Annotated in this window: 5 protein-coding genes; 3 read left to right on the top strand and 2 right to left on the bottom strand. The window is 50.6% G+C overall.

The window, feature by feature from the left end; all coding sequences use genetic code 11:
• Positions 1–48: 48 nt before the first annotated feature.
• Positions 49–1248, bottom strand: coding sequence for a macrolide family glycosyltransferase (locus tag ACOQPM_RS25975; protein WP_420631302.1), 1200 nt, complete (start codon positions 1246–1248; stop codon positions 49–51).
• Entirely contained in the window at positions 1245–1751 is a 507-nt protein-coding gene (locus ACOQPM_RS25980) for a nitroreductase (RefSeq protein WP_420631303.1), read from the bottom strand. The genes ACOQPM_RS25975 and ACOQPM_RS25980 overlap by 4 nt, the downstream gene beginning before the upstream one ends.
• Before the next feature lie 243 nt (positions 1752–1994).
• On the opposite strand from ACOQPM_RS25980, the gene ACOQPM_RS25985 reads away from it, so the two are divergent.
• The 3 genes from ACOQPM_RS25985 (at position 1995) to ACOQPM_RS25995 (ending at position 15433) form a co-directional block, all read left to right on the top strand.
• Positions 1995–4097: an alpha/beta fold hydrolase gene (locus tag ACOQPM_RS25985; protein ID WP_420631304.1), complete on the top strand. Its 2103-nt coding sequence runs from the start codon at positions 1995–1997 to the stop codon at positions 4095–4097.
• 525 nt (positions 4098–4622) lie between these two features.
• Positions 4623–14741, top strand: a complete 10119-nt coding sequence (locus ACOQPM_RS25990) for an SdrD B-like domain-containing protein (RefSeq protein WP_420631305.1) — start codon at positions 4623–4625, stop codon at positions 14739–14741.
• A gap of 182 nt (positions 14742–14923) precedes the next feature.
• Positions 14924–15433 (top strand): hypothetical protein, encoded by a 510-nt coding sequence (locus tag ACOQPM_RS25995; protein ID WP_420631306.1) that lies wholly within the window; start codon positions 14924–14926, stop codon positions 15431–15433.
• Positions 15434–15444: the final 11 nt, after the last annotated feature.

Genomic DNA, 15444 nt, shown 5'->3' on the forward strand with positions numbered 1-15444 from the left:
TCTCTGTCATGCGGTTCCGGGGTGAAGATCATATCTGTGGGGCGGGAGCTAGAGCGCAGCCGTTATCAAATCCGCAGCGGCCAGGTAACCACCTGATTTCTTGAAGGAGTTGCCAATTCGTTTGGCGTTTTGGCGGTAGCTGTCGTTGGTTAGCACCGTTTCTAGCGCGGTTTGCAGTTCGGTTGGGGTGGTACGGCCGTAGGGTGGATGGTCTCCCAGCACGATGGCCGCTCCGTGACGGGCTGCCTGACGGCCGTTCAGCGTTTGCTCCATTTGCTGCGGCACCACAATGAGCGGCACGCCAAAGTAGAGACCCTCGTTGACGCTGTTCATGCCGCCATGGGTAATAAAGGCACTCACACGAGGTAGGAGCTCTAGCTGCGGCACAAAGTTCTGCACAATGAAGTTGTCGGGAATGGGACCAAGCGTGTCAATTTCGGTGGTGCGCCCAGCGGAGAGGATAAATTGGGCCGGGTAGGTGGCAAATTGTTGAAATGCCGTCTGGTAAAAGGCTTCCTTTTTGTGGTAAACGGTTCCTAAGGAAAGGTAAATGAGGGGACGGCCGTCTGTTGCCAGCAAGTGCCAGGGGAAAGCGGCCGTTTCGCGGGTTTCTGTATTGAGCGACGGGCCAACAAAGTGAAAGGTGTCATCAATAAAACCTGTCTCTGGCTGAAATTCACGCGAGGTGTACACAATGTTGGTGCCGCTGATGCAAGGAAAAATGTGGGAGTAGGGGAAAACATCTGGGCCAAATTGGCGCACCAATCGGCGACGTTGCCGGATAAGGCCAGGCAGTTTGGGCAGCGCCTGCCGCACGATCGCTACCCCATCCCAAAACGTCATCATGCCGCGCACCCCTTCTTGCACAAAGGTAGAAATGGACGATACGGCTGGCAGCTTGAGCAGCGATGCTGCCTGCATTCCCCACAGGCAAATTGAATCGAAGACGACCAGATCGGGCTGTTCTTGTTTTAGTTCTTTTAGCAGCCAGGGCAGCAGCCGCTCGCTTTGTTCCAACAGCCAGAGCGTTACGTTTACCAAATTGCTGGCACGCTGGTTTAAATCCTCTGTGCTGGGCTGTGGCTCGGGATACGGCCGAAATTCAGCCCCGGTTTGGGCAATTTTTGTACCAAAATCGGCCGTGCTGTAATAAATGATGTCATGACCCCGGCGGATTAATTCGGCCGTTACTGGCAGGGTGGGGTTGACATGGCCGTGGCCCGGGACATTGAGAAAGATAATTTTCATGACTTATTCGCAGTCAGGGCGGCAATAATCAGGCTGGGTAGAATCGCCATCGGCAAAGCAGGCAATGCCGTTTTCAGATGAAATCCATAATCATCGTATCCTGCCATTCCTTCTGTGCCGGGCCAGATAATGAATTTTGGTTTTAGCGTTACAAAAATCAACCAATCCAGGATAATTAAGTCAAACAGCCAAAAGTAAAGAAAAAGGCCGTAAGCGTTCAGAAACGCTACTTTAAAGTCCAATTTGCCCTCATTTTGCCGTTTGAGCAGTTGGTTAGACCGGATAACGCCACCAAACAGGATGAGAAAGAAGGGAATGGCGGCCCAGAGGGTTTGTCGTTTTGCCCTTTCGCTTTTTGGCCCAAATTTTTCACGAATGTCTGGCGGGGCGTCATGCACCCAAATTTCAGGGTTGATGTATAGGGTGCCAAAGATAACGGCCGTTAAGCCCAGGTTAATGGCAGTGCCGTCTTTAAGGAGTCGGTTGAGTTGCAAATTGTCCATCCGTTTGCTCCAAATAATTTAGATATGTCTAAATTATAATTAAGGAATGTAAAATGTCAACCGCTTGTGAGAGAAGGTAGCAAAATTGCTACAGTATATTGGCAAATCATTTGCACGGTAGCTAAAATTCTGTTGCTATTAAAAAGTAAAAGATTTCATAAATAAAATCATAAAGCGTATTGCGTATTTCATCGGCTCTACGAAATACGCAATACGCACTATTTTTTTGAAGGAGTATGTTGCATGAAACCATTACCAATTATGTACCGGCTAGGGTTGGCCGTTGCTGTCATCCTGATTTTGGCTGGCTGCAATACTGAAGAGCCTACGCCAACACCAGAGCCAACGGCCGTTGCCGACGCTACTGATGAAGAACAGCCCGATCCAACGGCGGAACCGACGGCCACAGATAAACCCACCGCCACACCAGTTCCCCCGACAAACACCCCAGAACCGACGGCTACACCGGAACCAACCGCTACCCCGGAGCCTGCCTATGTCCCAATCTTTGAATCTGCAAATTGTCGCTTTGTCATTCCCGGCAACCGGGACGTGGAATGTGGCTTCCTGACTGTGCCAGAGAACCGTGATAATGTGGAAAACGGCCGTACCGTCCGTTTGCACGTCGCCATCTTCTCTAGCGAAAGCGACAGCCCCGCCCCAGACCCCATCATTTATTTAGATGGTGGCCCCGGCGGCGATGCACTGGAGACAGTGCCACTCGCCTTTGAGGATCGCTTTGCCCCCTTCCTGGCCAACAACGACTTCATCATGTTTGACCAACGCGGCACGGGCTATTCAGAGCCGTCGTTGGCTTGCCCCGAATCAATTGATCTGACGCTGGACACATTGAGCGACGATTTGAGCACTGAAGAAGGGCAGTTGCTGAGTTTAGAGGCGTTAACTGAATGCCGCGAGCGTTTGGTAGATGAAGGCGTTGACCTGACGGCATACAACAGTGCCGAGAATGCCGCCGACGTGGCTGACTTACGCATTGCTTTGGGCTATGAAGAGTGGAACTTATACGGAATCTCTTATGGCACGCGGCTGGCGCAAACCATCATGCGTGACCATCCAGAGGGGATTCGCAGCGTCATTTTGGACTCTGCTTATCCGCTTGCTGCCAATTTACAGTTGGAAACGGCCGTTAACGCCGAGCGTGCCTTCAATGTATTTTTTGAGGGCTGTGCTGCTGATCCCGCTTGCAACGACGCTTACCCAAACCTGGATGAGGTCTTTGCCCAACTGGTGGCAGATATGAACGAAAATCCACTGCTGCTGAACGTTTTTAACCTGACGGATGGGCAAAATTATGATGCGCTTCTCAATGGTGACTTCATGGTGAGCCTACTCTTTAACGCCCTGTACAGTGTTGAACTGTTTCCCATCATGCCGAAGCTCATTTACGATGTGCGCGACGGCCGTACCAGCGACCTTAACCCCCTCGTTACCAATCTGCTTTATCAACAAGAGTTTGTAAGCCAGGGGATGCAGCTTTCAGTGCAGTGCAACGAAGAGATCAGCTTCAGCACGCCTGGCGACACTGTCCCAACGACCGCCTACCCCTATCTCAATGAGCTGTTTGAAGCCAGCTCAGTGACGGGGCAATTCGGTTTTGCCGTTTGTGATTTGTGGCAGTCTGGCCAGGCAGACCCCATCGAAAATATGTTGGTCAACAGCGATCTGCCAACGCTTGTCCTAGCTGGCGAGTACGATCCAATCACGCCACCTGTTTGGGGGCAAGACGTGGCTCAAGGGCTTACCGACTTCTATTACTTTGAATTTCCTGGCATTGGGCACGGTGTCACCGTTTCTGGCGACTGTCCGTTGGCAATTACCCAAGATTTCATTGCAGACCCCACCACCGAGCCAGATGCAGCTTGCCTGGCAGAAATGGCTGGCCCGGCATTTGTTGTGCCTGCTGCCGTCATCGAGGTTGAGCTAGAAATGTACACAAACGCCGATTTTGCCATCTCTGGCGAGAAGCCTGTAGGCTGGGATGAGATAGTTCCGGGCACCTACGCGCGTGGCGAATCGGCACTGGATCAAACGGTCATCATTCAGCAAGCTGGCCCCCCCGGATTTGATGCGGGCTTTTTCCTCGACCTGCTGGCGAGTCAGCTTGGCCTGGAGGACGGTTTTGCAGAAAATGGCGAATATGTGGATGCAAACGGCCGTACCTGGACACTTTACGTCGCTGACTTCCAGGGTTTCCCCATCAACGCAGGTTTCTTTGCAGATGATGATGGCTTACTTATCGTAATCTTGATTAGCGAAAGCAGCCAAACCGACGCGCTTTACGATGCAGTTTTCACACCGGGCATGGATGCCTTAACCCACAATTAAGTAATTAGAAGGCTGCTTATGCCGAACCGTTTGCAAATTAAAGGCACATACATTTGCTACGGAGTTGAGCAGATGTCTACCAAATAACAGTCTTGGGCGGGTTGGTTGCCTTTTACCAACCCGCCTTTTCTTCCCCTCCAAAAAATCACAATCCCCACAAGATTCCAAAAATAGGAGAACAGTCCCGTTACTCCATGCCTGTCATAATTCTTGACAGATCATTCATCTAATTTTCACAAAGGGACCACATAATCCCCTGCAGGAAGTTTTCCAAGCCTTACATTACAAACCTACACAGTTATTGGCACACAAGGAAGTTATCGTGATGTCGTTTTTTCTTGCATTATTTTGGAGCAAATTTACCCCATTCGCAAAATAGCCCCATATTATGGACGTTCGCGCCAAAGCCATTTTTCGCTTCAATACCCCAATGTGGTGCAGGATTTTGTAAGATGGATTTTCAAGCGCAAAAACGATGTCAGCTAAGTACATTCATCACAAAAATTTGAAGTAGGGAAAATTATTATGGATTCGCAAAAAGTATCATTTAATTTTAATAACCAAAGCGTTTTCAAACGAGTTGGCATAGTATTGTTCACTATAACGGCCGTATTTATTGCCTTTCTTGGGTTATTTGCTTTTATGCAGCCCAATAATGTACTTGCAGCTCCCCCCTTTGCTGTAGAAATTTTGGGTGCTTATAACTATGTTGTTGACTCCAATGTAGAATCTCCATCCACTTATGCCCCTTCTGTGGCTACTGTGGCAGGAGAGTTTTGTAATACAGGAACTACCGCCCTAACCGATGTACAAGGGTATATTGGTGATGCAACGGCAGGGACACCCGGACTGTACCCTGTACGCGATAGTGCCGACGCTGGCTTTATTGCCGAGCATCCCCATTTAGCCAATACAGGCGACTACGCATTAACTCACGTTGGCGGCGCGGCTGGTCTAAACGATGCCTCCCGCTATATCGGCACCTTGCAGCCAGGAGAATGTAAGGTGCAATATTGGCATCATACCTACCCTCAAATTAGCAATGATGTTGCTGGCAATCCCCAGTTTCCCTACGACCCTGATGGTGTTGCCGTTTGGGGGGCTACCAATGACCCCAATGACGATTTATGGCTGGATTACGATATTTGGATGACATCAAATGAAGATCCGATGGCCTCGGCCACGAAACGGGTAACCATGCGTAACGAAATCTCCGCCATGGCCAATAAAATTCAGCCAAACGGCGGTTCGTGGTTCAATACCAATACATCTGTTATCCGTCCCGGAGATGTCATTACCTCCAACGGTGTTTTATACGAACTAGGCAACATCAATAAAGGGTTTGATAATGATGGCGATGGCAACTTCGATTACAATGCCTGGTTACAACCTGTAGGAGATCCATCTTACGATCCTAGCTGTTTCCGCCTTATCCGCACCAGTGGATTTATCACCGTTAGTCGCAGCGGTGGCAATCCAGACTTGGTGATCCCATTTTCAGATCAACTTTACTTCACCGACTTGCCACAAGATAATACAGGCGTCGTTGGCAATGTCTATTACACTTTCATGGCCTTGAATGGCCCTTGTAGCACTGGTTTGACACCTTACCAGGAAGTAGCCTCTGGTGCAGACAATGAAAAATTTAACGGTGATTATGGTGCTGGCATTCCCCCGGTTGCTAGTTCAGAACCAGAAGTTTCTATCTCGAAAAATGCCAACCCGGTAGCTGTAGACCCCACTGATAGTGGTAATAACACAATTACCTATACGTTGGACTTTGCCAATTCTGGGGCAGGCGCTGCTGGTTTGCCTTTGGTCAGTATGCCTCTTGTTTTGCGCGACAGCATTCCGGTGAGTACCACCTATGTCAGTGGAAGCGCTGAGGCCACGTTTAGCCATACGGGCAATGGGGCAACCATTCTTTATTCGACAGATAATGGTGCAACCTGGTCGGCAACTGAGCCTATTCCTGCCTCCAATGTAACTGATATTCAATGGTGGCTCAATGATGCTCTTCCTGCGGGGGAATCGGGCAGTGCTGCCTTTTCTGTGCAGGTTGATGCCGCTTATAATCCTCCATCCGCCTCCTCAACTTATGTGGAAAATACAGGTGAGGTTGGCTTTGGTGATGCGCTGCCCTTTGCTGAAGATGATGCTATTACGATGATTTTGGGCAGCAATGAAATAGGCGATCTCGTTTGGCAAGATGATGATGGCAGTGGGCTGCAAAATGGCAGCGAGGCTGGAATTGGCGGCGTGACGGTCAATCTTTATATTGATGTGAATGGGGATGGCCTGCTGGATGCCGGAGATTTGTTTGTGGAGAGTGCGGCAACGGCCGTTGACGGTAGCTACCTCTTCGATGAATTACCAAACGGTGATTTTCTGGTAGAAGTCGACACTACGACACCACAAATCCCCACTGGCTACAGTGCCACAACCAATACTCTCTTCGGGGTTACATTAGCCAGCAACAATGATTACACGGCCGACTTTGGTTTTGGCCCATCCCTTGCCCTGAGCAAATCATTATTATCAGGACAGGCAAACGAAGGAGAGTTGCTAACTTATCGCATCAATTTAACAAACTTACGACCAGGTAACGGCACTGGTGGAACTGCTTCTTGTCAATACACGGTCTGGTCAACAATTGATCACCCAACAACTGGCATTGTCCCAGTGGGTGGTGGTCCTTCTAATGCTCAATGGGCTAATACTTCTAATGCGTTAGGCCTTGTAGATGGCCTTTTTACAACAACCAACATGAATGACAATGCAGATGTACTCGGTTTAAGCGGATTCAACATGGCGCCGCAAACTGGAAATATCACATCTGTAGAAGCTGTCCTATATTTACGAGAAAACAGTGAATTCAAAGGGACTGATCAACTCCATGTCCGCACATATATTGCTGATGTTGAACAAGTAGAACATTCCTATTCAGGTGCTGCTTATTTTACAAGTCCTGCTGGCACATACTATATATTGAATATTGATGTTACAACTGATCATCCCACAGCTTGGGCATGGTCAGATTTTAGCAACAATACGGCCGAATTACAGCTTGAAGCAGACCCGGGAGGCGGTGCAGGGAGTTCTGGCGACATTGCCCTGGATGGTGTCGCCTACGTAATTACAACCGATCAAACATGTGACTATGGTAATGCCACCTTAAACCCTGTTCCCCTAACAGACACCTACGATGCCGACCGCATGGAGTTTGTTTCGTCAACACCATCAGCTTCTAGCGTGACAACAGGCGGCAGCAGCCCGTATGCCAATACAGGCACAATCACTTGGTCTAATGCAGGCCCAATCTATGCGGGGCAAACAACATCAGTTGAGGTTACTTTCCGTGGTTTGGAACCACCAGATAATGATGCTGATGGTGAAAATGATTCAGCAACGATTACGAATACCGCTTCTGTAACAGGTGCTACCTTTGTCACTGGTGAACCTGCCAATGATGCCCAGGATGATGCCGTTGCCACGATTAACCCCACCGGCACGATTGGTGATATTGTCTGGAATGATATGGATGGCGATGGGGTTCAGGATGCGAGCGAACCGGGCATTCCTAATGTTGCCGTAGAACTTTATGATGGTTCTGGTGATTTGGTTGCAACGGCCGTAACCGACGCCTCCGGGAACTATCTATTTGAAGGCTTGCTTGACGACGATTATACCATTGTCGTTGATCCATCCACACTGCCCGGCACATCCTTTACCCAAACAGGTGACCCAGAAACGCCTGGATCAATATGCCCCAGCAATGGACCAAACGCATGTGATGATGAGGGTGATACAACCTTGAATAATAATGATGGCGCCTCCACCAACGATGATGATTTGGGTATGGATTTTGGCTATCAGCAAACGCTCAACACCGTATTTGGTAATGTATGGCAAGACAATAATGGGGACAGCATGCAAGACGCTGGCGAAAACGGCCTGACAGCCATTACCGTTGAACTACAAGATGGTATATGTACACCTTCTGTAGATTGTCTAACAACAACAACTGATGCCAATGGTAACTATCTTTTCACCGATGTACCAAATGGAACTTACTCTGTCGTTGTTACCCCACCTGCTGGGTCTTGGTCACAAACCGTTGACCCTGATGCCACGATAGACAATATGACTACAACACCACTCAACTTAACAGGTGGCATGATCAGTGGTTCTCATGATTTTGCTTATACAGAAACCGGGTTATCAGATATTGGCGACACCATTTACGCCGATTGGAATGGAGATGGTACGCAAGATTCGCCAGGCGAAGAAGGCTTTGCTGGGGTCACAGTTACCCTGTATGAAGATGCCAATGGGGATGGCCTGATTGATACAGTGACAGATGCCGTTATTGGTACGGCGACGACCACGGCAACAGGATTTTATGAATTCACAAACTTACCTGCTGGCGACTATATCGTTGTCGTGGATGAAGATAATTTGCCCTATGCTGCGGGTGGCTTCCAACAAACAGAAGACCCTGATGCCACCGCAGACAGCCAAACGGTCGTTACTTTAGACGGAACGACCGATAACTTCACGCTTGACTTTGGCTACCAGCCCGTAGGCACAGTCTCCATCGGAGATTTGGTCTGGCAAGATAATGACCGCGACGGCATTTACGACGCAGGCGAATCAGGCATCGAAAATATTTTAGTTACTTTATACGAAGACCAGAACGGTGATGGCCTGATTGACCCTGAAGATGCCGTTATTGCTACAGCCTTAACGGCCGTAGATGGTAGCTATCTATTTGACAATCTACCGGCTGGTGACTATATCGTTGATGTCGATACAACCGACACTGATTTGCCAACAGATGGATATGGTAACCCCTATGTTTTAAGTACAAGTAATGACCCCCTTAGCGTAACTTTATCATCTGGAGAGAGCTATGAAGAGGCTGATTTTGGATTTTCTGTTGGTAGCATTATTGGTGACCTCATCTGGCGTGACGACAACCGCAATGGCAACTATGAGAATACGATTGAATCTGGCATTGCTGGTGTCGATGTTAATCTCTATCAGGATGTAGACAATGATGGTCTCTTTTCAACGAGCGATATTTTGGTAGATACAGCAACCACTGATGCGAATGGTCTTTACCTTTTCACCAGCTTGCCTGCCGACAATTATGTTGTAACTGTTATTACAACAACTTTGCCTGCCAATGTAGACACAGTGCCAACTGGCGACCCAGACGAATCGATTCCTTGTACTGTTTGTGATGCTCAAACCGGGCAAACTTTGTCTCCGGGACAAACGTTTATGGGCGCAGATTTTGGCTTCCCCGTAGCTGGCGTGATCGGTGATGCTGTTTGGGTTGATCTGAATGATGATGGCATTTATGACCAAAACGAAACGGGTCTTGCAAATGTAACCGTAACCATCACCAACAGCCTCGGCGTTGCCATCACGACAACAACAGATGCTGATGGATATTATTTATTTGCCGGTTTGACCGATGACACCTATACCGTCACTGTCAATCTCGCTGATATACCTGCCGGATATACCCTTTCTTATGATTTGGATGGAACGTTGGATGGAGAAACGGCCGTTACTATTACAGGCGGCAATATTAACCTAACCGCAGACTTTGGCTTTACCCCACCCGGCGACATCATCGGACATATTTTTGAAGATACAAACGGCAATGGTGTTCAAGATGCAGGTGAACCTAACTTAGCAAATGTGGACGTTAGTATCACCGATAGTTTGGGTCACACCCAAACCGTTACAACAGACATTGACGGTAACTGGATAGCCACCGTTCCCGAAGGAAGCACAACCGCTGATGTGGACGAAACAACACTTCCTGCCGGATATGTTCAAACAGCCGGTACAGACCCAACAACTCTCAACGTACCAGGTGGAGGAACGGGCGATGCCGGAGATGATGGTTACCAACCACAAGGTACAGTTTCCGGTCATCTATACATCGACACAAATGGCAACGGAACCCAAGATGCAGGTGAGCCCGATTTGGCAAATGTCGATCTGGAAATTACCGACAGCAACGGCATCACGCAAACGGTGACCACCGATGCCAATGGTGACTGGACGGCCACCGTGCCGCCAGGGTCAACCACGGCCGATGTAGATGAAACCGACCCGGATTACCCAACCGGGTACGCCCAAACAGAAGGCACCGACCCAACGACGGTAACGGCCGTTGCTGGTAGCGACACGGATGCAGGCAACGACGGTTATTACCAGGCAGCTATCGTATCTGGCCATCTTTACATCGACACAAATGGTAATGGCACACAAGATGCAGGTGAGCCAGACCTGGCCGATGTGGATGTCATTGTCACCAGCAGCACAGGTGTGACCCAAACCGTAACTACCGACGCCAATGGTGATTGGATGGCCATCGTGCCACCCGGCAGCACCATCGCTGACGTGGACGAGACCGATCCAGAATACCCAACCGGGTACACGCAAACCGAAGGGACAGACCCAACGACGGTAACGGCCGTTGCTGGCACAGACACATCCGCAGGCAATGATGGATACTACCAAGCTGGCACCGTCAGCGGTCATTTGTACCTCGACAGCAACGGCAACGGTACGCAAGATGTAGGCGAACCAGATTTGGCTGACGTAGACCTAACTATTACTAATTCACTTGGTGTGACCCAAACCGTGACCACCGATGCGAATGGTGACTGGAGTGCGACCGTGCCACCAGGGTCCACGACAGCAGATGTAGATGAAACAGATCCCGACTACCCGACTGGCTACACTCAAACAGAGGGAACGGATCCGACAACGGTAACGGCCGTTGCCGGAACCGATACCTCGGCGGGCAACGACGGCTATTATCAGTCTGGCACCGTGTCTGGCCATCTTTACATCGACACAAATGGTAATGGCACACAAGATGCAGGCGAGCCAGACCTGGCTAATGTAGACCTTGAAATTACGGACAGCAACGGCATCACCCAAACGGTGACGACCGATGCCAATGGTGACTGGACAGCGACGGTACCACCCGGCAGCACCACGGCCGATGTGGATGAGACCGATCCAGAATACCCAACCGGGTACACGCAAACCGAAGGGACAGACCCAACGACGGTAACGGCCGTTGCTGGCACAGACACATCCGCAGGAAACGACGGCTATTACCTACCCGGTACTGTCAGCGGTCATCTTTACATCGACACTAACGGCAACGGCACGCAAGATGCTGGAGAACCCGATCTACAAAATGTAGACGTGGTCATCACCGACAGCAACGGCATCACCCAAACCGTGACCACCGATGCCAATGGTGATTGGACAGCGACCGTACCACCAGGGTCTACGACAGCAGATGTAGATGAAACAGATGCAGAGTACCCAACCGGGTACACCCAAACAGAAGGAACTGACCCGACAACGGTAACGGCCGTTGCTGGCACAGACACATCCGCAGGTAATGATGGATATACACCGCCGACAGGCACCGTCAGTGGTCATTTGTACCTTGACACAAACGGCAACGGTATCCAGGACGTTGGTGAGCCAGACCTGGCCAATGTAGACATCATTATTACCGATAGCGGTGGCATTACCCAAACGGTGACAACTGACGCCAATGGTGATTGGACAGCAACCGTGCCACCAGGGTCAACAACAGCAGATGTAGACGAGACAGATGCAGAGTACCCAGCCGGGTACACGCAAACAGAAGGCACCGACCCAACAACGGTAACGGCCGTTGCCGGTAGCGATACAGATGCAGGTAATGATGGGTACTATCAGTCTGGCACTGTGTCAGGACATCTTTACATAGACACCAACGGCAATGGTACGCAGGATGTTGGTGAGCCAGACCTGGCTAATGTAGACCTTGAAATTACGGACAGCAACGGCATCACCCAAACGGTAACCACTGACGCCAACGGGGATTGGACGGCTACGGTGCCGCCTGGCAGTACCACCGCTGACGTGGACGAAAGCGATACCGATTACCCAACAGGTTATACCCAAACGGAGGGAACCGACCCGACTACGGTAACTGCCGTTGCAGGCACAGACACATCCGCAGGTAATGATGGTTATTATCAGGCAGGAACCGTCTTTGGTCATCTCTATATCGATACCAACGGCAATGGTACACAAGATGCTGGTGAACCCAACTTGGCTAACGTAGACCTGCTCATTACAGATAGTAATGGAATCACGCAGACAGTCACGACAAATGCAGATGGAAACTGGACGGCTACGGTACCGCCTGGCACCATTACGGCTGATGTCGATGAAACCGACCCAGATTATCCAACAGGCTATACTCAAACTGAAGGCACAGATCCAACGACGGTAACGGCCGTTGCCGGATCGGACACCCCTGCTGGCATTGATGGCTACTATTTGCCTGGCACGGTCTCTGGACACCTATACCTTGACAGCAATGGCAACGGTATCCAGGATGCTGGTGAGCCAGATCTGACCAATGTAGACATTATTATCACCGATAGCGGTGGCATTACTCAAACGGTGACAACTGACGCCAATGGTGATTGGATGGCCATCGTGCCGCCCGGATCAACGACGGCCGATGTTGATGAAACCGATCCACAGTATCCAACAGGCTACACCCAAACCGAAGGCACTGATCCCACAACGGTAACGGCCGTTGCGGGTACCGATACGTCCGCAGGCAATGATGGTTACTATTTACCCGGCACTGTCTCTGGGCACCTGTACCTCGACAGCAATGGCAACGGCATCCAAGATGCGGGTGAGCCAAATCTGACCAATGTGGATGTGGTGATCACAAATAGTAACGGGATCACCCAAACGGTAACTACCGATGCCAACGGCGATTGGACTGCCACTGTACCGCCCGGCAGCACCACAGCCGACATTGATGAAACTGATCCAGACTACCCAACTGGCTCCACACAGACAGAAGGTACGGATCCTACCATAGTAACGGCCGTTGCGGGCACAAATACACCAACCGACATTGACGGCTTTTACCTACCTGCCTCAATCGGTGATTTGGTTTGGCACGATAGCAACAGCAACGGCATTCAAGATGGTGGCGAACCGGGTCTGCAAAACGTGACCGTGAATCTGTATGACGGCACAGGTGCCTTCGCAACCAGCGACACCACCAACGCCTCCGGCATTTATGCCTTCACCAACCTGATACCTGGCGATTACTACCTGGAGTTTGTGCTGCCATCAGGCTATGCCTTCACTTACGCCGATAACAGCGCTTCTGATTTGAACGATTCAGACGCAAATCCGGCGACCGGACAGACGGCCGTAACCACCCTAACCGCTGGCGAAAACGACCCAACCTGGGACGCGGGGCTTTACCAAACCGTGCGACTGGGCAATCGCGTCTGGTTCGACACAAACAACAACGGCGTGCTGGATGGCAGTGAACAAGGCATTCCGAATATACAGATGGAGCTGCTAGACGGCACGGGCAATCCTGTTGTCTCGCCCGTTACTGGCTTGCCCATCACCACTACCACCGACGCCACCGGGCGTTACGTCTTCGACAGCATTCCGCCTGGTACCTACATCGTGCGGGTAGCCGAAGAGAACTTTGATGACTGGACAGACCCGCTTTACGGTTTTGTCAGCAGCCTAAACGAGTTGCCAACCGATCCGGCAGCTGATCCGGACGGAAACGACAGCGATGTGGACGATAATGGTCGTAACAATCCAGACCCAGCCAACGGCGGCATTGTGAGCTATCCCGTCACGCTTGCCGTCGGTGACGAACCCACCAACGAGGGTCAGGATGAGGATGGCAGTTATGCCAATGCAGACAGCAACCTCACCGTAGACTTTGGCTTCTTCGAACTGCTGACGCTGGGTAACTTTATCTGGCTAGACAATAACGAAAACAGCCAAATTGACAGCGGCGAACCGGGCGTGAGCGGCGTGGTCGTTTACCTGCTGGACGGCAATGGCGATCCGGTGCTGCATCCGGTGACCAATCAGCCCATCAACACCACTACCAACAGCAGCGGCTTTTACCAATTCACCAACCTGTACCCCGGCGAATACCGGGTGCTGGTTAGCGCAGAAAACTTCCAGATCGGCGGGGCATTAGAAGGGTATTGGAGCAGTCCAGGTGCAGTAGATCCAGACAATAATTCAGACTTCGACGACAATGGTGTAGACCAGGAAGAACCGTGGCTTACAGGCATTGCCAGTGAATCGGTGCAGTTAGATTACGACCTGGAACCGGACAACAATGCCGACACCGACGACAATGACAATACCAATCTGACGGTAGATATGGGCTTTGTAGGTACGCCAACAGCCGTTACCCTCACCTCCTTCACCGCCACCAACCTAGGTAACCAACAGGTACGCATTAGCTGGACGACCGAATCTGAAGTAGACAACTTCGGCTTCCGCATCTACCGGAGCAGCAGCAACAGCTTTGGTAGTGCCACCGAAGTTCATTTTGAACCAACGGCCGTTCCTGGTGGAACCGGCCCCGGTGCCAACTACAGCTACGTAGATGATGTGCCTGATAACGGCACCTACTACTATTGGCTCGTAGATGTAGAGACGGATGGCGATACGGCCGTACACGGCCCAATCTCCGTTGCCGTCACGCCATTTTTCAACCTATATTTGCCGCTGGTTATTGGCGGTAATTAAGCAGATGATGGTGGTTAGTTGCTGATTATTGGTATAAGCTACTAACCACCAGCTACAATTTGCACTAGGCATTTTCGGACAAACAGTAAGGAATGCAACCCGAAAATGCCTCTAGCCAGTTCCGAAAAAGACCGCTTTTTATCCCTACCTAATTTTCGGAATTGGCTTTATGAAGGAGACTGATGAATAAAATTGCCCCCTTATTTGTTTTAGTGGCTATACTGTTTGTTTTGATGCTGCCGCGTCAGGCTGCACTGGCTAGCAAAGCCCATATGCTGCCCCAACAGCCAGATGCGCCAGTGGCCGTTACCTCTACCCCAACAGCCATGCCCACGGCCGTACCTACTGGAACTGCACCTCCAACTATCCCTACGCCAGTTCCCGATGCGAATCAGGCCTGTCTGCGGATCAATTTTGAGGTCAGCGGCGATGTAGCCTTAGCCGGAATGTACGAAGTGGTAGAAGTAAGCGGCCGCTCCCTGGTCAGTTGGACAGCCCAAGCAGGTTGGCAAGATAGTGGCTGGCTGCGGAACATCTCTATCTCTTTTGAAGCTGTGCATGTGCAGGTGCTTTATCATCCTCCTGGTGGCGGTGATCCGGTAAACATGGTCATTGTCAATCCCGCCCCCGACCTCCCATATGGCTGGGTAGCAAATGGCATTTGCCACGCCCTTGAAGTCGGCTGGCCATAAGCGATGGATGA

The sequence above is a fragment of the Candidatus Leptofilum sp. genome (assembly GCF_965223525.1).
GTDB lineage: Bacteria > Chloroflexota > Anaerolineae > Promineifilales > Promineifilaceae > Leptofilum.

Coding starts and splice junctions, on each gene's coding strand:
- ACOQPM_RS25975 (WP_420631302.1), bottom strand. CDS start 1,248: ATGAAAATTATCTTTCTCAATGTCCCGGGCCACGGCCATGTCAACCCC.
- ACOQPM_RS25980 (WP_420631303.1), bottom strand. CDS start 1,751: ATGGACAATTTGCAACTCAACCGACTCCTTAAAGACGGCACTGCCATT.
- ACOQPM_RS25985 (WP_420631304.1), top strand. CDS start 1,995: ATGAAACCATTACCAATTATGTACCGGCTAGGGTTGGCCGTTGCTGTC.
- ACOQPM_RS25990 (WP_420631305.1), top strand. CDS start 4,623: ATGGATTCGCAAAAAGTATCATTTAATTTTAATAACCAAAGCGTTTTC.
- ACOQPM_RS25995 (WP_420631306.1), top strand. CDS start 14,924: ATGAATAAAATTGCCCCCTTATTTGTTTTAGTGGCTATACTGTTTGTT.